The 18056-nt window shown below is 52.0% G+C and carries 22 protein-coding genes; 10 read left to right on the top strand and 12 right to left on the bottom strand.

Features of this window, described 5'->3' with window-relative positions; translation table 11 throughout:
* Window positions 1–184 precede the first annotated feature (184 nt).
* Window positions 185–661 (bottom strand): transcription elongation factor GreA, encoded by a 477-nt coding sequence (greA, locus tag NNO02_RS01695; protein WP_003025019.1) that lies wholly within the window; start codon window positions 659–661, stop codon window positions 185–187.
* Window positions 662–909: 248 nt separating this feature from the next.
* Here greA and dacB point away from each other — a divergent pair, with 248 nt between their 5' ends.
* Complete coding sequence (gene dacB, locus NNO02_RS01690) at window positions 910–2343, top strand: serine-type D-Ala-D-Ala carboxypeptidase (RefSeq protein WP_271449026.1); 1434 nt, start codon at window positions 910–912, stop codon at window positions 2341–2343.
* A gap of 100 nt (window positions 2344–2443) precedes the next feature.
* Here dacB and cgtA read toward each other — a convergent pair whose 3' ends face one another.
* The 4 genes from cgtA to rplU form a co-directional block, all read right to left on the bottom strand.
* A complete protein-coding gene (gene cgtA, locus NNO02_RS01685; RefSeq protein WP_271454098.1) occupies window positions 2444–3616 on the bottom strand; it encodes an Obg family GTPase CgtA in 1173 nt (390 codons plus the stop codon).
* A 15-nt stretch (window positions 3617–3631) separates the two neighbouring features.
* Entirely contained in the window at window positions 3632–4597 is a 966-nt protein-coding gene (locus tag NNO02_RS01680; protein WP_048213413.1) for a DMT family transporter, read from the bottom strand.
* A gap of 127 nt (window positions 4598–4724) precedes the next feature.
* A complete protein-coding gene (gene rpmA / locus NNO02_RS01675; RefSeq protein WP_003025030.1) occupies window positions 4725–4982 on the bottom strand; it encodes a 50S ribosomal protein L27 in 258 nt (85 codons plus the stop codon).
* Window positions 4983–5001: 19 nt separating this feature from the next.
* Window positions 5002–5313, bottom strand: a complete 312-nt coding sequence (gene rplU, locus NNO02_RS01670; RefSeq protein ID WP_003025032.1) for a 50S ribosomal protein L21 — start codon at window positions 5311–5313, stop codon at window positions 5002–5004.
* A 258-nt stretch (window positions 5314–5571) separates the two neighbouring features.
* Between rplU and ispB the strand changes: the two genes are divergently transcribed.
* On the top strand, window positions 5572–6543 hold the full coding sequence (gene ispB, locus NNO02_RS01665; RefSeq protein ID WP_048213414.1) for an octaprenyl diphosphate synthase: 972 nt from the start codon (window positions 5572–5574) through the stop codon (window positions 6541–6543).
* 222 nt (window positions 6544–6765) lie between these two features.
* Window positions 6766–7050, top strand: a complete 285-nt coding sequence (gene sfsB / locus NNO02_RS01660) for a DNA-binding transcriptional regulator SfsB (protein ID WP_271454097.1) — start codon at window positions 6766–6768, stop codon at window positions 7048–7050.
* 57 nt (window positions 7051–7107) lie between these two features.
* Here the strand turns inward: sfsB and murA are convergent, their stop codons facing one another.
* The 7 genes from murA to mlaF form a co-directional block, all read right to left on the bottom strand.
* Window positions 7108–8367 carry a UDP-N-acetylglucosamine 1-carboxyvinyltransferase gene (gene murA, locus NNO02_RS01655; protein ID WP_040234132.1) on the bottom strand — a complete coding sequence of 420 codons (1260 nt, stop codon included), beginning with the start codon at window positions 8365–8367 and terminating at the stop codon, window positions 7108–7110.
* 53 nt (window positions 8368–8420) lie between these two features.
* Window positions 8421–8675: a BolA family iron metabolism protein IbaG gene (ibaG, locus tag NNO02_RS01650; protein ID WP_005121314.1), complete on the bottom strand. Its 255-nt coding sequence runs from the start codon at window positions 8673–8675 to the stop codon at window positions 8421–8423.
* A 169-nt stretch (window positions 8676–8844) separates the two neighbouring features.
* Entirely contained in the window at window positions 8845–9138 is a 294-nt protein-coding gene (mlaB, locus tag NNO02_RS01645; RefSeq protein WP_137382434.1) for a lipid asymmetry maintenance protein MlaB, read from the bottom strand.
* Window positions 9138–9773, bottom strand: a complete 636-nt coding sequence (gene mlaC, locus NNO02_RS01640; protein ID WP_271454096.1) for a phospholipid-binding protein MlaC — start codon at window positions 9771–9773, stop codon at window positions 9138–9140. Before mlaC ends, mlaB begins: the two co-directional genes overlap by 1 nt.
* Window positions 9774–9791: 18 nt before the next feature.
* Entirely contained in the window at window positions 9792–10349 is a 558-nt protein-coding gene (gene mlaD, locus NNO02_RS01635) for an outer membrane lipid asymmetry maintenance protein MlaD (protein ID WP_048213507.1), read from the bottom strand.
* A 4-nt stretch (window positions 10350–10353) separates the two neighbouring features.
* Entirely contained in the window at window positions 10354–11136 is a 783-nt protein-coding gene (mlaE, locus tag NNO02_RS01630) for a lipid asymmetry maintenance ABC transporter permease subunit MlaE (RefSeq protein WP_048213419.1), read from the bottom strand.
* 7 nt (window positions 11137–11143) lie between these two features.
* Window positions 11144–11956, bottom strand: coding sequence for a phospholipid ABC transporter ATP-binding protein MlaF (mlaF, locus tag NNO02_RS01625; protein ID WP_048213420.1), 813 nt, complete (start codon window positions 11954–11956; stop codon window positions 11144–11146).
* A gap of 214 nt (window positions 11957–12170) precedes the next feature.
* Between mlaF and NNO02_RS01620 the strand changes: the two genes are divergently transcribed.
* The 7 genes from NNO02_RS01620 to rpoN are packed head-to-tail and all read left to right on the top strand — an operon-like array spanning window position 12171 to window position 18042.
* On the top strand, window positions 12171–13148 hold the full coding sequence (locus tag NNO02_RS01620) for a calcium/sodium antiporter (protein WP_271440746.1): 978 nt from the start codon (window positions 12171–12173) through the stop codon (window positions 13146–13148).
* Between the two features lie 13 nt (window positions 13149–13161).
* Window positions 13162–14148, top strand: coding sequence for an arabinose-5-phosphate isomerase KdsD (gene kdsD / locus NNO02_RS01615; protein WP_048213422.1), 987 nt, complete (start codon window positions 13162–13164; stop codon window positions 14146–14148).
* Window positions 14149–14168: 20 nt separating this feature from the next.
* Window positions 14169–14735: a 3-deoxy-manno-octulosonate-8-phosphatase KdsC gene (gene kdsC / locus NNO02_RS01610; protein WP_005121322.1), complete on the top strand. Its 567-nt coding sequence runs from the start codon at window positions 14169–14171 to the stop codon at window positions 14733–14735.
* Entirely contained in the window at window positions 14732–15307 is a 576-nt protein-coding gene (gene lptC / locus NNO02_RS01605) for an LPS export ABC transporter periplasmic protein LptC (RefSeq protein WP_048213423.1), read from the top strand. The genes kdsC and lptC overlap by 4 nt, the downstream gene beginning before the upstream one ends.
* A complete protein-coding gene (gene lptA / locus NNO02_RS01600; RefSeq protein ID WP_271454095.1) occupies window positions 15276–15830 on the top strand; it encodes a lipopolysaccharide ABC transporter substrate-binding protein LptA in 555 nt (184 codons plus the stop codon). The genes lptC and lptA overlap by 32 nt, the downstream gene beginning before the upstream one ends.
* Before the next feature lie 6 nt (window positions 15831–15836).
* On the top strand, window positions 15837–16562 hold the full coding sequence (lptB, locus tag NNO02_RS01595; protein WP_048213425.1) for an LPS export ABC transporter ATP-binding protein: 726 nt from the start codon (window positions 15837–15839) through the stop codon (window positions 16560–16562).
* A 46-nt stretch (window positions 16563–16608) separates the two neighbouring features.
* Window positions 16609–18042, top strand: a complete 1434-nt coding sequence (gene rpoN / locus NNO02_RS01590; protein WP_271454094.1) for an RNA polymerase factor sigma-54 — start codon at window positions 16609–16611, stop codon at window positions 18040–18042.
* Window positions 18043–18056 lie beyond the last annotated feature (14 nt).

Raw genomic sequence — 18056 nt, 5'->3', positions numbered from 1 at the left:
TGTAAAACGCGGGAATTTCCGCTAGCAGGAGAGCAAAATGCCACGCTCTCTTCGTTGATAAAAGGCCGCTATGCGGCCTTTTTCCTTTCTTTACAATACATCAACATCTTACAGATACACTAAATAATTCGAGCACAGCCAACGCGTATGCAACGTGAACCAGGATGTGTGTATTGGGAAATTCTTACAGGTATTCGACCTTCGTCACTTCATACTCAACTTCACCGCCCGGCGTTTTGATAACCACCACATCATCCTGCTCTTTACCAATCAGGCCACGAGCAATAGGTGAGTTCACCGAAATCAGGTTTTGTTTAAAATCGGCCTCATCATCGCCCACAATGCGCCAGGTCTGCTCTTCATCGTTATCAAGATTCAGAACGGTAACCGTCGCACCGAACACAACGCGGCCGTTATTTGGCATTTTAGTGACGTCAATAACCTGCGCGTTAGACAGTTTGGCTTCAATATCTTTAATGCGACCTTCGCAGAATCCCTGCTGTTCACGAGCCGCGTGATACTCCGCGTTCTCTTTCAGGTCACCGTGTTCACGCGCTTCCGCGATCGCGGCAATAATTTCAGGGCGACGCACAGATTTGAGAAAATCCAGTTCTTCGCGCAGTTTTTCAGCACCGCGTAAGGTCATCGGGATAGCTTGCATTTGTTATACCTCTTGAACATTCCTGTAGGGGGTGGTTGTCCTCACCCCGGCTGCTAAGCCCACCCTGGCATACGCCATGCCAGAGTCAGAAGCAAAAAAATACCGACCCGGGGCACGAGGTCCCAGGTCAGCTACAATTCTCTATTTGATGTTCATTTTACCCTGGAGTTCCCTATGGGTCATCGTTTACTTTTTAGGGCGTTGCGCCGTAGTATGACGGCCTGTTTCCAGGTTGTTAGCGCGAGATTATGCGATTTCCCAGATTTGCCATTGGATTAACTGCCAGTATAGCGTTCAGCGTTCAGGCTGCGAATGTCGACGAGTACATCAACCAGCTTCCTGCCGGGGCCAACCTCGCCCTTATGGTACAGAAGGTTGGCGCGCCTGCGCCCACGATTGATTACCATAGCCAGCAGATGGCGCTCCCAGCCAGTACCCAGAAAGTGATCACCGCTCTGGCGGCATTGATTCAACTCGGACCTGATTTCCGTTTCACCACGACGCTTGAGACAAAAGGCAACGTAGAAAATGGGATATTGAAAGGTGACTTAGTTGCGAGATTTGGTGCCGATCCGACGTTAAAACGTCAGGATATTCGCAATATGGTAGCAACTCTGAAAAAATCAGGGGTGACGCAAATTGCCGGAAATGTCCTGATAGACACCTCCATTTTTGCCAGCCATGATAAAGCGCCCGGCTGGCCCTGGAACGACATGACGCAATGTTTTAGCGCTCCGCCAGCAGCGGCGATTGTCGACCGAAATTGCTTCTCTGTATCGCTCTACAGCGCACAAAAAGCCAACGATTTGGCGTATATTCGCGTGGCCTCTTACTACCCGGTGACCATGTTCAGCCAGGTTCGCACCCTCGCACGTGGTTCTGCGGAAGCGCAATATTGTGAACTGGACGTGGTACCCGGTGATTTGAACCGCTTTACGCTGACCGGGTGTCTGCCGCAGCGCGCCGAACCGTTGCCACTGGCGTTTGCTATTCAGGACGGTGCCAGCTATGCCGGAGCCATTCTTAAAGATGAGCTAAAACAAGCGGGTATTACCTACAGCGGTACGCTGCTGCGTCAGACTCAGGTCAACGAGCCGGGTACCGTCGTCGCCAGCAAACAATCAGCACCATTGCATGATCTGCTTAAGATTATGCTGAAAAAATCAGACAACATGATTGCCGACACCGTTTTTCGCATGATTGGCCATGCGCGATTTAACGTACCTGGCACCTGGCGGGCAGGTTCAGATGCCGTACGTCAGATCCTGCGTCAGCAGGCGGGCGTCGATATCGGCAACACGATTATTGCCGATGGCTCTGGCCTCTCTCGCCATAACCTGATTGCCCCCGCCACCATGATGCAGGTGCTGCAATACATCGCGCAGCATGACAATGAGCTCAACTTTATCACGATGCTGCCACTGGCTGGCCACGATGGCTCCCTGCAATACCGTGCAGGCCTGCATCAGGCTGGTGTTGATGGCAAGGTTTCCGCGAAAACAGGCTCACTGCAAGGGGTATATAACCTCGCGGGGTTCATCACCACCGCCAGCGGGCAACGCATGGCCTTCGTGCAGTACCTGTCTGGCTATGCGGTAGAGCCTGCAGACCAGCGCAACCGCCGTATTCCACTGGTACGCTTCGAGAGTCGGTTGTACAAAGATATATATCAGAATAACTGAGTGCATTATTGCCGGATGGCGACGCTAACGCGTCTTATCCGGCCTACAGCGCACCCTGGAAACAAAAACCCCGGCAACATGGCCGGGGTTTTTATTGGGATTAACGCTTGTAAATGAACTCAACGCCTTCTTCGTCGTCTTCGTCCCAATCATCATCCCAGTCATCTTCCGCTTCGTCTTCGACTTCAGCGAGCTGCTGACGGTGATAATCATCCCACATGAACTCAACTTTCTCCGGCTGTTTCGCTTCTTCAGCCTGAACGATTGGGTTCTCAATGATAAAGGTCATCACATCCCAGCAAAGATCCTTCACACCCAGCTGGCTGGCGGCAGAGATCAGGTAATATTTACCTTCCCAGCCCAGCGCTTCAGCGATAGTTTTCGCTTTTTCTTCCGCTTCAGCTTTGTCCATCAAATCAATTTTGTTGAACACTAACCAGCGCGGTTTAGACGCCAGATCCTGACTGTATTTTTCCAGTTCGCCAATAATGATACGGGCGTTTTCTACCGGATCGGAACCGTCAATCGGATCGATATCAATGAGATGCAGCAGCACGCGGCAACGTTCCAGATGCTTCAGGAAGCGGATACCAAGACCTGCGCCTTCAGCCGCGCCTTCAATCAGACCTGGGATGTCAGCAACCACGAAGCTCTTTTCGTTGTCCATACGCACAACGCCGAGGCTCGGTACCAGCGTGGTGAACGGATAATCCGCCACTTTCGGTTTCGCCGCAGATACCGCGCGGATAAACGTCGATTTACCGGCGTTTGGCATACCCAGCATACCGACATCGGCTAACAGCATCAGTTCCAGCATCAGGTCACGCTTATCGCCCGGTGTACCCATCGTTTTCTGACGCGGTGTACGGTTAACCGAGGATTTGAAACGGGTGTTGCCCAGACCGTGCCAGCCGCCTTTAGCGACCATCAGACGCTGACCGTGTTTGGTCATGTCGCCCATCGTTTCGCCCGTACCCTGGTCGATAACGCGTGTCCCTACTGGCACTTTGATGGTAACGTCTTTACCACGCTTGCCGGTGCAATCACGGCTTGCGCCATTCTGACCACGCTCCGCACGGAATGATTTTTCAAAACGGTAATCGATCAGCGTGTTCAGGTTTTCGTCGGCTTCCAGCCAGACGTCACCGCCATCACCACCGTCACCACCGTCCGGACCGCCTTTCGGGATGTATTTTTCGCGGCGGAAGCTGACACAACCGTTACCGCCATCGCCTGCAACGACCAGAATCGATGCTTCATCAACAAACTTCATTTTACTCTCCGTAAATCATTCGCCTGAGCGGGGTTGCGAAACCACCGTTTCATGCTTACGTAAACCGCCCCAAATTCGATGACCAATGGCGGAATACATCGCGCCCGCAACCACGATAAACGCACCGAGATAACCTAAAAGGTTTAGCATCGGTCTGGCGAAGAAATCGGGCCAGGCCAGTGATAATAAATCTGAAAATAACAACGTAAACAGCGGTGTGAGCGTAATTATGGCGCTCACCTGTGCCGCCTGCCAGCGAGCCATTGCTTCCGCAAGGGCACCGTATCCTACCAGTGTATTCAGGCCGCAGAACACGAGGCAGGCAAGCTGCCAGTCGCTGAGTTGCGCTATTACACCGGGTTTAGCCAGCGGCAACAACGCTATCGTACATAAAGTGTACAGTAAAAACAGGATCTGCGGTGATGCCAGGCGGCGCAATAACACCTTTTGCGCGACCCCATAACACACCCAAACCGTCGCGGCACCGACACCAAAGATCACGCCCCAGGTGTAATCGGTCAGCCGGGTAAAAATTTCGATCAGACTGGTATTAAAAAACAACACCAATCCGCTCAGAAGCATAATAGCGCCAATAATCTGCGTGCCGCGCATCTTCTCCTTCAGGATAAAGACGCTGGCGATCATCATGCCAACAGGTGACAGTTGACCGATAACCTGCGAAGCCGTTGGGCTCAAATATTGCAAAGACGAACTAAACAGAATGAAGTTACCGAACAGTCCACCCGTGGCAATAGCCAACAGCACCAGCCAACGCGCTTTGCGAAAAATACGCAATGGAGGGAGCTTTTTTTTAACCGCAAGAATAGCGCCAAGGCCAATGCTTGCCATTAAAAAACGGTAGAACACGACGGTAGGAGGTTCCATCACCTCCAGCACTTGCTTCATCGCTATTGGTAAAGCCCCCCAACAGACAGCTGTCGTGAGTGCTAAAAGAATACCAATACCTGCCTGCTGCTTCATGCCGTATTCCCTGCAAGGGCTCGTTTCCGGGTTATCACGGCGCGACGAGCATATTTACCGGTCGTCGAATGTAAAAAGCCCCGCAACGTGTTGCGGGGCTTTTATCCGTTACCGGGACGCGAAAAACTTATTCAGCAACAATGCTGATGAATTTACGGTTTTTCGGGCCTTTCACTTCAAATTTCACTTTACCGTCTGCTTTAGCAAACAGAGTGTGGTCTTTGCCGCAACCAACGTTGGAGCCAGCGTGGAATTTAGTACCACGTTGACGAACGATGATGCTACCAGCCAGAACTGTTTCACCGCCGAAGCGTTTTACGCCCAGACGTTTAGCTTCTGAATCGCGACCGTTACGAGTCGAGCCGCCAGCCTTTTTATGTGCCATTTAATCTGCTCCCCTTAACTTAAGCGCTGATGCCAGTGATTTTCACATCAGTGAACCACTGACGATGGCCCTGCTGCTTACGGTAGTGTTTACGACGACGAAACTTAACAATTTTAACTTTCTCGCCACGACCGTGAGCAACGACTTCAGCTTTGATAACGCCGCCATCAACGAAAGGAACGCCGATTTTGACTTCTTCACCGTTTGCGATCATCAGAACTTCAGCGAATTCAACAGATTCGCCAGTTGCGATGTCCAGCTTTTCCAGGCGAACGGTCTGACCTTCGCTTACTCGGTGTTGTTTACCACCACTTTGGAAAACCGCGTACATAAAAAACTCCGCTTCCGCGCACACCTTTTTGATGATTCAGAGTGCGCTATAAATATTCACAATAGGGCGCGAATATTACGCAAAACGCGAGCCTTTGACAAGTGCTACCGTCAATACATGAAGAAAAAAAACACAACGTGTACCGTAACGTTTATCTGCGGCGTTTTTTCAGTACAATCAGCATATATTTCTAACCCTAAACCCGACGTTACCTTCTCAAATAGTGAGGTAATCGGGGCGAGAAGCCCGGCTTTTGCGATGAATTTAGAAAAAATCAATGAGTTAACCGCGCAAGATATGGCGGGGGTCAATGCGACAATCCTTGAACAGCTCAATTCCGACGTCCAGTTGATCAATCAATTGGGGTACTACATCGTGAGCGGCGGCGGAAAACGCATTCGCCCAATGATCGCCGTACTCGCGGCGCGTGCCGTTGGTTATCAGGAAAATGCCCACGTCACGATCGCTGCCTTAATCGAGTTTATCCACACCGCAACCCTGCTTCATGACGATGTTGTGGATGAATCCGATATGCGCCGTGGGAAAGCCACGGCAAACGCAGCGTTTGGTAATGCTGCCAGCGTTCTGGTCGGCGATTTTATCTATACCCGTGCCTTTCAGATGATGACCAGCCTCGGCTCCCTGAAAGTGCTGGAAGTGATGTCTAAAGCGGTCAACGTCATTGCTGAAGGCGAAGTCCTGCAGTTAATGAACGTCAACGACCCGGATATCACCGAAGAAAACTATATGCGTGTTATCTACAGCAAGACGGCTCGTCTGTTTGAAGCCGCGGCCCAATGCTCAGGTATCCTTGCAGGTTGTAGCGATGAGCAAGAGAAAGGCTTACAGGATTATGGCCGCTATCTCGGAACAGCTTTCCAGCTTATCGACGATTTACTGGATTACAGCGCAGATGGCGAGCAGTTGGGTAAAAACGTGGGTGATGACCTCAACGAAGGTAAACCTACGCTACCGCTGCTGCATGCGATGCGCCACGGCACTCCTGAGCAGGCGCAAATGATTCGCCAGGCGATTGAGCAAGGTAATGGTCGCCACCTTCTGGAGCCGGTTCTGGAAGCGATGAACGCTTGCGGGTCACTGGAATGGACTCGTCAGCGCGCCGAAGAAGAAGCTGATAAAGCCATCGCGGCACTTCAGGTACTTCCAGATACTCCGTGGAAAGAAGCCCTGATTGGCCTGGCGCATATCGCCGTACAGCGCGACCGTTAATTTCCCTCATCTCACTTCCCAGCACCCCGTGCAGTACATGGGGTGCTCTTATAAATTCCAATAAGATCTACAAAACAGAAAATCCACTCGCATAATCTTGGCATATTCTGAATATACAAGCACTTTAAGAGAACATTTTAGAACATTCGTTCTCGAGGCGTATAGTAACTCCACAGGCTGATTGTGAAACCGTAACTGGTTAACCAAAGGAGATGTGGAACTATGGAAAGCAAATTCATTGACTGGCATCCGGCTGACATCATCGCGGGGCTACGTAAGAAAGGTACGTCAATGGCCGCTGAGTCACGTAAGAATGGCTTAAGTTCATCAACGCTGGCAAATGCGTTAACCCGACCGTGGCCGAAAGGTGAATTGATTATCGCGAAAGCACTGGGAACAGACCCGTGGGTAATTTGGCCGTCACGCTACCATGACGCCAGGACGCATGAATTCATCGACAGAACGCGAATGATGAGAGTACGGAAAGAAAAAGAGAGTCTTGAGTAACGGTACAGCAGTAACCCCCGGATCAACGATCCTGGGGGTTACAAAACGCGTTGGCGATTACTCGCCTTTAATGCGCTCAATGTTTGCGCCCAGCGCACGCAATTTATCCTCGATGCGCTCATAACCGCGATCGATGTGATAAATACGGTCAACGACCGTTGTGCCTTCAGCGATACATCCCGCTAACACCAAACTTGCTGACGCACGCAGATCGGTCGCCATTACCTGTGCACCGGAGAGCGTTTCAACGCCGTGACAAATCACAGTATTGCTTTCGATTTCCGCGTGGGCACCCATACGGCTCAGTTCAGGCACGTGCATAAAGCGATTCTCAAACACGGTTTCCGTAATGAAGCCGGTACCTTCGGCGACCAGGTTCAACAGTGTGAACTGGGCCTGCATGTCAGTCGGGAAAGCCGGATGTGGCGCAGTGCGCACATTCACTGCTTTAGGACGTTTGCCGTGCATGTCGAGGCTAATCCAGTCTTCACCGACTTCGATATCCGCACCGGCATCACGCAGCTTCGCCAGAACGGCATCCAGTGTGTCTGGTTGTGCATTACGGCAGATAATTTTGCCGCGAGAAATCGCCGCCGCCACCAGGAACGTCCCGGTTTCAATACGGTCTGGCAGAACGCGATACACACCGCCACCGAGACGTTCAACGCCTTCAATGGTGATACGATCGGTACCCTGCCCGGTGATCTTCGCACCCAGCGCAATCAGGAAATTAGCGGTATCCACAATTTCCGGTTCGCGAGCGGCGTTTTCGATGATGGTGGTGCCTTCTGCAAGCGTTGCCGCGCACATAATGGTAACCGTTGCACCGACACTCACTTTGTCCATGACAATGTGTGCGCCTTTCAGTCGTCCCTCAACGGACGCCTTCACATAGCCTTCTTCCAGCTTGATGGTAGCACCTAACTGCTCCAGACCGGTAATATGCAGGTCAACCGGGCGCGCGCCGATAGTACAGCCGCCCGGCAGAGATACCTGACCCTGACCAAAACGAGCGACCAGTGGCCCCAATGCCCAGATAGACGCACGCATGGTTTTCACCAGATCGTACGGTGCACAGAAGACGTTAACGTCACGCGCATCAATGTGCACAGACCCATTACGCTCGACTTTCGCCCCCAACTGGCTCAGCAGCTTCATGGAGGTATCTACGTCCTTCAGTTTTGGGACGTTTTGAATTTCTACAGGTTCTTCAGCCAGCAGCGCCGCAAAAAGGATCGGCAGTGCGGCGTTTTTAGCGCCTGAAATAGTGACTTCGCCCTGGAGCTTGGTTGGCCCCTGAACACGGAATTTATCCATTATTCTGTTCTCTGTTAAGAATTCATCTTCGCTACCGGCATATCACCCGTAGCTCAAAAACCATTAAGTTTGCGATCGCGCGCCCATTCCGCTGGGGTAAACGCTTTAATCGATACAGCATGAATGCGGTTATCCGCAATATACTCCATCAATGGGCCATAGACCGATTGCTGCTTCTTGACCCGGCTCATGCCGTCAAACATCTCACCCACGGCAATAACCTGAAAGTGACTGCCGTCACCAGAAACGTGGACTTCCTGGAGGGAGAGTGCGTTCATCAGCACGCTCTGAATTTCATTATTTTCCATGGGCTCTTCATTCGTCAGATAGTGAAAACAGCCCAACATCTTAGAGCAAAGTGGCGCTGTCATAAATAAGCAAAAAGCCTCGCTGATAAATCAGACAAGGCTTTGGTGGCAGATCCCCTTCAGGAGTTTTGCCGGATGGCGGCACAAGGCCTTATCCAGCCTGGAAAAATTAACGCGGAAGGACGTCGTCAGGCAAATTGTAAAGCTGTGCCAGGGTATAAACCTTATCGTTAACACCGGTAAGCGAAACGCGATTCCCCTGTTGCTTGCCCTGGTCAACCAGGTGCAACAGCAATGCCAGACCACCGGTATCAACCCGGGAAACCTGGCTCAGATCGATGCAGGTTACCCCTTTCATCGCCTCAACGCGTGCATCCCATAACGGATTTAACACGTCCTGATCCAGCTCTCCCGCGAGCATCAGCTTGTCACCTTCACGCGTCCAGGTGAGTGACTGCGTCATTATTTCTTCTCTTCCAGAGTAATTTTCTGCTGAGAGATAGATTTCAGCTGTGCAGTCAGGCCATCAATACCTTTCGTGCGCAGCAGGTCGCTCCACTCATTCTGTTTAGTCGTGATCATACTGACGCCTTCGGCAATCATGTCATATGCCTGCCAGTTACCGGTCTGGGAGTTCTTACGCCACTGGAAATCCAGGCGCACTGGAGGACGACCGTTTGGATCGATAATCGTCACGCGGATCGGCACAATCGTCGCATCACCCAGCGGCTGTTCCGGCGCGATCTGATAGGTCTGACCGTGGTACATTGCCAGCGCCTGACCGTAGGCTTGCTTCAGGTATTCACGAAACGCGGCGAAATAAGCGTCACGCTGCGCAGGCGTAGCTTCTTTGTAGTAGCGCCCTAATACCAGCGCCCCCGCATATTTCACTTGCACATACGGCAGCAGTTCCTGATCGACAACATCACGCAGATAATCCGGGTTAGAACGGATCTTCGGCTGTTCGTTTTTCAAACGATCGAACGTTTTCTGCGCCGCCTCATTCATCAGTTTATACGGATTCGTCTGGTCCGCTGCGGTTGCCACGCTAAGTGGGGCAATGACCAGCATAGCCACCATCATCAATCGTTTAAACATACGTCGATTCTCCTGAGATTATTTCGTTGCGCCCGCAGGCGTAGTGGCTTCATTATTGCCTTCAGTTGCGGCTGGCGCATCGCCAGAATTCTTATTGTCATCACCTTTACTGTTACTGTTGTAGAGGAATTGACCAATCATGTCTTCCAGCACCATCGCGGATTTCGTGTCCTGAATCGTACTGCCATCTTTGAGGATAGACGTTCCCAGCTCAGGATCTTCAAAACCCACGTTTAATGCCAGATACTGCTCACCCAGCAGACCAGAGGTGCGGATGCTCAGCGAGCTGGTGTCCGGGATATGGTTAAAGCGCGATTCGATGTCCAACGTTACGCGTGGCAGGTATGTTTTGGGATCTAACGAGATATCCGAAACTCGCCCCACAACAACCCCACCAATCCGCACGGGAGAGCGCTCTCTCAGGCCGCCGATATTATCAAAGGTCGCATAAACCGTGTAGGTTGGTTCAGTACGCATGGAGGTCACATTAGCCGCTTTCAGGCAGACAAATAGCGCCGCCAGCAGCGCAACCAGCAGGAATACCCCGACCCAAATTTCATTTTTTTTCGTTTGCATGAACTCAATTCCCAAACATCAGTGCGGTCAGCACAAAATCCAGCCCCAGAACGGCAAGAGATGCGTGCACAACGGTGCGTGTTGTAGCCCGGCTAATACCGGCTGAGGTCGGAATCGCATCATAACCATTGAACAATGCGATCCATGTGACCGTAATGGCGAACACCACGCTCTTAATCAAACAGTTGACCAGATCCAGACGCCAGTCGACGGCATTTTGCATAGCCGACCAGAAAAAGCCTGCATCAATCCCCTTCCAGCTAACGCCGACCAGCGAGCCACCCCAAATCCCCACCGCGACAAAAATAATCGTCAGCAGCGGCAATGAAATGACACCCGCCCAAAAACGCGGAGAGACCACTCGACGCAGAGGATCAACCGCCATCATTTCCAGGCTGGAAAGCTGCTCGGTTGCCCGCATCAGGCCGATTTCCGCGGTTAACGCCGATCCGGCTCGCCCGGCGAACAGCAGCGCCGCAACAACCGGCCCCAGTTCTCGCAGCAAGGACAGCGCCACCAGCATACCGAGACTGGTTTCTGCGCTGTAGGTTGTCAGGACCAGGTATCCCTGCAATCCCAGCACCATCCCGATGAACACGCCAGAAACAATAATGATCAGCATCGACAGGACACCGACATTATAGAGCTGGCGGATCAGCAGCGGCGCATGTTTGCGAAACTCCGGCTTGCCGACTACCGCATTGAACAACATTAATCCGGCTCGCCCGAACGTCCTGAGGGTTTTTATCCCTCGATGTCCGAGTGATGCCAGCGCATTTAACAACATGGGTGGCTTAACTCCCTGTTTTGAGTAAATCGGTGTGGTAATCGCCCGCCGGGTAGCGGAACGGAACCGGCCCATCGGCAATACCATCGAGGAACTGACGCACGCGCGGATCGGCATTTTCTTGTAGTGCCTGAGCACTACCGTAGGCCACTATCTTTTTGTCCGCCATAATATAGGCGTAATCCGCAATACTCAGTACCTCTGGCACATCGTGAGAGACCACCACGCAGGTGACGCCCAGCGCGTTATTCAGCTCTGAAATCAGCTTCACCAGCACGCCCATGGTGATAGGATCCTGCCCGACGAACGGTTCATCAAACATGATGAGATCTGGCTCCAGCGCAATGGCGCGTGCTAATGCCGCACGTCGCGCCATCCCACCGGATAATTCAGAAGGCATGAGTTTTGCCGCACCACGCAGGCCGACAGCTTCCAGTTTCATCATCACCGTGCTCTTGAGCAACGCCTTGGGCAGCGTCGTATGCTCACGCAGTGGATAAGCGACGTTGTCAAACACGTTCATGTCGGTAAACAGCGCCCCGGACTGAAACAGCATACTCATGCGCTTACGCACGGTGTACAAACGTGAACGAGACATGGCTGGGACGTTTTCGCCGTCAAACAGGATTTCGCCCTTATCTGGCGGGATCTGCCCGCCAATCAGACGTAACAGCGTCGTTTTGCCGATGCCTGATGGCCCCATGATCGCCGTCACCTTACCGCGCGGCACCGTCAGGGAAATATTATCAAAGATGCAGCGGTCACCTCGGGAAAAGCTGACATCGCGCATATCGACTAGATTCGCCACAGACTGACCCATTGATTCATCCTTTACTATTGCCTCGTTGATCGAAGAGTTGGCGCTCAATTTAGCCCTGAACTCGACATATTTACAGATTATTGCCTGTCCTGGTTAGCGAAAGCTGGCATTTGTTTTACTTTTTAGCCGCATAAAGTCAAAATTAAGAATTCGTTACGGCTTCCAGAAGATCCTTCACGTGGACCGGCGAGTATACCTGAAGAAAGGACTTTAGATGCTTTTAGCGACGGCACTGTTAATAATTGGTTTACTTCTGGTGGTCTACGGTGCCGACCGTCTGGTATTTGCTGCATCCATTTTATGCCGCACCTTCGGTATCCCCCCCATCATTATTGGAATGACGGTCGTCAGCATCGGCACATCCCTACCTGAGATTATTGTCTCTGTTGCAGCATCAATGAATGGGCAGCTCGATTTAGCCGTCGGTACCGCCATCGGCTCCAACATCACCAATATTCTTCTTATTTTAGGCCTGTCAGCACTCATTCATCCTTTTACCGTGCATTCCGATGTTCTGCGTCGTGAATTACCGTTAATGTTGCTGGTAAGCATTTTGGCCGCGTCCGTGCTGTATGACGGGCAGTTAAGCCGCAGTGATGGCCTCTTTCTTCTGCTTCTGGCCGTGCTATGGCTGCTATTCATTGTTAAAATCGCCCGTCTGGCAGAACGCCAGGGCAATGACAGCCTGACCCGGGAGCAAGTAGCGGAACTGCCTCGCGAAGGCGGATTGCCTGTCGCATTTTTATGGTTGGGGATAGCGCTGATCATCATGCCAATGGCAACGCGTATGGTGGTTGATAACGCCACTGTACTGGCAAATTACTTTGCCATGAGCGAACTCACCATCGGGCTGACGGTGGTCGCCATTGGTACCAGCCTGCCAGAACTGGCAACCGCCATTGCAGGTTTGCGTAAAGGTGAAAACGATATTGCCGTTGGTAACATCATCGGCGCGAACATTTTTAATATAGTTATCGTTCTTGGGTTACCTGCACTGATTACACCGGGCGAGGTCAACCCGATGGCCTTCATCCGTGACTATAGCGTCATGCTGCTGGTGAGCGTTATTTTTGCATTACTCTGCTGGCGACGTCCGCGCCAGATTGGTCGTGGCGCGGGGGCGCTTCTGACCAGCGGTTTTATCATATGGCTGGCGATGCTGTATTGGTTATCGCCACTTCTCGTTGGATAACTGGAAACGCATTATGTCGCACTTAGAGTTGCAACCGGGTTTTGACTTTCAGCAAGCAGGCAAGGAAGTCCTGACAATTGAACGTGAAGGCCTGGCGGAGCTTGATCAGTACATCAACCAGAACTTTACCCTCGCCTGTGAAAAGATTTTCAGTTGCCCGGGTAAAGTCGTGGTGATGGGAATGGGAAAATCAGGGCATATCGGGCGCAAGATGGCCGCCACGTTTGCCAGTACCGGCACGCCCTCATTTTTTGTGCATCCTGGCGAAGCCGCACACGGCGATCTGGGTATGGTGTCACCGCAGGACGTCGTGATTGCCATTTCTAACTCAGGTGAATCTAATGAGATTGCAGCGTTAATTCCGGTGTTAAAACGCCTGCACGTCCCCCTTATTTGCATGACGGGTCGTCCGGAAAGCAGTATGGCGCGTGCAGCAGATGTCCATCTGTGTGTTAAAGTGCCCAAAGAAGCCTGCCCATTAGGTCTGGCACCGACCAGCAGTACGACCGCAACGCTGGTCATGGGCGATGCGCTTGCCGTTGCGTTACTCAAAGCACGCGGCTTCACCGCAGAAGATTTTGCGTTATCTCATCCTGGTGGCGCACTGGGGCGTAAGCTTTTGTTGCGCGTAAACGATATTATGCATACGGGAGACGAAATCCCGCATGTGACTAAAAGCGCCAGTCTGCGTGATGCCTTACTGGAGATCACGCGGAAAAATCTCGGCATGACCGTCATTTGCGATGACGCGATGAAGATTGACGGCATCTTTACGGATGGCGATTTACGTCGTGTCTTCGATATGGGCGTTGATGTACGCCAGTTAGGCATTGCCGATGTGATGACCCCTGGGGGCATTCGCGTGCGTCCAGGGATTCTTGCCGTTGATGCCCTGAACTTAATGCAGTCCCGCCATATCACCTCGGTAATGGTTGCTGATGGCGACCAGTTACTGGGTGTGTTACATATGCATGATCTGCTGCGTGCAGGTGTAGTGTAAGAAACTCAAGGATAAAGAAAATGAGTAAAGCAGGTGCGTCGCTTGCGACCTGTTATGGACCCGTCAGCACTGACGTCATCACCAGGGCAGAAAACATCCGTCTGCTGATCCTTGATGTGGATGGCGTGCTGTCTGATGGTCTGATTTATATGGGCAACAACGGTGAAGAGCTGAAGGCGTTTAACGTCCGCGATGGCTACGGAATTCGCTGCGCGCTCACTTCCGGTATTGAGGTTGCCATTATTACCGGACGAAAGGCTAAACTTGTAGAAGATCGCTGTGCCACATTAGGGATCACACATCTGTATCAGGGGCAGTCGGACAAACTGGTTGCCTTTGGCGATCTGCTTAGCAAACTGGCAATCGCGCCTGAGAATGTGGCGTATGTCGGCGATGACCTGATCGACTGGCCGGTGATGGCAAAAGTGGGATTAAGCGTCGCGGTAGCGGATGCTCATCCGTTGCTGATCCCGCGGGCCGATTACGTCACCCGTATCGACGGGGGGCGCGGCGCAGTGCGCGAAGTCTGCGACTTATTACTCCTGGCGCAGGGCAAACTGGATGAGGCCAAAGGGCAATCGATATGAGCAAAACCAGACGTTGGGTTATCATTCTACTGTCGCTGGCTGTCCTTGTGATGATTGGTATTAACCTGGCAGACAAAGACGACACCGCCCAGGTTGTCGTTAATAACAACGAGCCAACCTATAAGAGCGAGCATACCGACACCGTCGTGTACAGCCCTGAGGGCGCGCTGAGCTATCATTTGATCGCGCAACACGTTGAATATTATTCAGATCAAGCAGTTTCGTGGTTCACCCAACCGGTGTTAACCACGTTTGATAAGGACAAAGTACCGACCTGGTCGATCAAGGCCGATAAGGCCAAGTTGACCAACGATCGGATGCTGTACCTGTATGGCCATGTTGAGGTTAACGCGCTGGTGCCTGACTCTCAACTACGCAGAATTACTACCGATAACGCGCAGATCAACCTTGTGACGCAAGATGTCACTTCCGATGATCTGGTCACGTTGTATGGAACAACATTTAACTCCAGCGGACTGAAGATGCGCGGCAACTTACGCAGCAAGAACGCCGAGCTGATTGAAAAGGTTAGAACCTCATATGAAATCCAAAACAAACAAACTCAGCCTTAATCTTGTGCTTGCCAGCTCACTTCTGGCCACCAGCATTCCGGCATTTGCCGTCACTGGCGATACCGAGCAACCGATTCACATTGAATCGGACCAGCAGTCTCTGGATATGCAGGGCAACGTGGTGACGTTTACCGGCAATGTCATCGTGACTCAGGGCACGATCAAAATTAATGCCGATAAGGTCGTCGTCACGCGTCCGGGCGGTGAAGACGGTAAAGAAGTGATTGATGGATATGGCAATCCGGCGACCTTTTACCAGATGCAGGACAATGGTAAACCGGTTAAAGGCCACGCCTCACAGATGCACTATGAGCTGGCAAAAGATTTCGTCGTCCTTACCGGTAAGGCTTATCTGGAACAGCTCGATAGCAACATCACGGGCGATAAGATCACCTATCTGGTAAAAGAACAGAAAATGCAGGCCTTCAGTGAGAAAGGCAAACGCGTCACCACCGTTCTGGTTCCGTCGCAATTGCAGGACAAAAACAAGACCAAGGCTCCGGCAGAGAAAAAAGGTAACTGATTCGTTATGGCAACATTAACTGCAAAGAATCTTGCAAAAGCCTACAAAGGCCGTCGTGTGGTGGAAGATGTCAGCCTGACCGTCAACTCCGGGGAGATCGTCGGTCTGCTCGGTCCTAACGGTGCGGGCAAAACCACAACCTTTTACATGGTAGTCGGCATTGTGCCGCGCGATGCTGGCAACATTATCATTGATGACGAAGATATCAGTCTGTTACCTCTGCATGCGCGTGCCCGTCGCGGTATCGGGTACTTACCGCAGGAAGCCTCTATTTTTCGTCGCCTGAGTGTATTTGATAACCTGATGGCGGTTCTGCAAATTCGTGACGATCTTTCCAGCGAGCAGCGTGAAGATCGCGCCAATGAGCTGATGGAAGAATTCCATATCGAACATCTGCGTGACAGCCTTGGACAGGCACTCTCCGGTGGGGAACGCCGCCGTGTGGAGATCGCCCGCGCACTGGCAGCTAATCCCAAATTTATCCTGTTGGATGAACCCTTTGCCGGTGTTGACCCGATTTCCGTCATTGACATCAAACGTATTATTGAACACCTGCGCGACAGCGGGCTTGGCGTGCTGATTACCGACCATAACGTGCGCGAAACGCTGGCTGTTTGTGAGCGCGCCTACATTGTGAGCCAGGGACACCTGATCGCACACGGTACGCCGACAGAAATCCTGCAGGACGAGCACGTTAAACGCGTATACCTTGGGGAAGACTTCAGACTCTGATAGGGTAGTAGACTTCACGTCACCGCAGGAGACAACAACTCTGAACATGAAGCAAGGTTTGCAACTCAGGCTTAGCCAACAACTGGCGATGACGCCTCAGCTACAACAGGCTATCCGTCTGTTGCAGTTGTCCACGCTGGAACTTCAGCAAGAACTTCAGCAAGCGCTGGAAAGTAACCCACTGCTCGAGCAAACCGATCTTCACGACGAAATTGATACCCAGGAAAAGCAGGATAGCGAATCCCTCGATACGGCTGACGCACTCGAACAAAAAGAGATGCCGGAAGAGCTACCGCTGGATGCCAGTTGGGATGAGATTTACACCGCAGGTACGCCGTCTGGCACCAGCGGGGATTACATCGACGACGAACTGCCTGTGTATCAGGGTGAAACCACGCAATCGCTGCAAGATTACCTGATGTGGCAGGTGGAACTGACGCCATTCTCAGATACCGATCGTGCTATTGCCACGTCAATTGTGGATGCAGTCGACGAAACGGGCTATCTCACCGTCACGCTGGACGACATACTCGACAGCATGGGCGATGACGACGTCGGTATCGATGAAGTCGAAGCCGTGCTTAAACGCGTTCAGCGTTTTGATCCCGTGGGTGTGGCAGCAAAAGATCTCCGCGATTGCTTACTGATCCAGCTTTCGCAGTTTGACAAAGCCACTTCATGGTTGGAAGAAGCACGTCTGATCATCAGCGATCACCTTGATCTGCTCGCCAACCACGACTTCCGCACCCTGATGCGCGTAACCCGACTGAAAGAAGATGTGCTGAAAGAAGCCGTCAATCTTATCCAGTCGCTTGACCCAAGACCTGGACAATCTATCCAGACCGGTGAACCAGAGTACGTCATCCCGGATGTGCTGGTGCGTAAGCATAACGATCGCTGGGTAGTCGAACTCAACAGTGACAGCATTCCGCGTTTACAGATCAACCAACACTACGCCGCCCTGTGCAATAACGCGCGCAATGATGCTGACAGCCAGTTCATTCGTAGCAACCTTCAGGATGCAAAATGGCTGATTAAAAGTCTGGAAAGCCGCAATGACACGCTATTGCGCGTTAGCCGCTGTATCGTTGAGCAACAGCAAGCCTTCTTTGAGCAAGGCGAAGAGTATATGAAACCGATGGTGCTGGCCGATATCGCCCAGGCCGTCGAAATGCATGAATCGACCATTTCCCGAGTGACCACGCAAAAGTATCTGCACAGTCCGCGCGGCATTTTTGAATTGAAGTATTTCTTCTCCAGTCACGTCAACACTGAAGGCGGAGGCGAAGCCTCTTCTACAGCTATCCGCGCACTGGTGAAGAAATTAATTGCGGCCGAGAACCCTGCGAAACCGCTGAGTGACAGCAAGTTAACCTCTATGCTGTCAGAACAAGGTATCATGGTGGCGCGCCGCACCGTTGCGAAGTACCGAGAGTCTTTATCCATTCCGCCGTCTAACCAGCGCAAACAGCTGGTTTGACCCAACCGATAAGG

Origin of the sequence: Citrobacter sp. Awk 2 (assembly GCF_028069815.1) — a bacterium.
Classification (GTDB): domain Bacteria; phylum Pseudomonadota; class Gammaproteobacteria; order Enterobacterales; family Enterobacteriaceae; genus Citrobacter.
The sequence above is the reverse complement of the archived record's forward strand: the minus strand, read 5'-3'. Positions and strand labels throughout refer to the sequence as shown.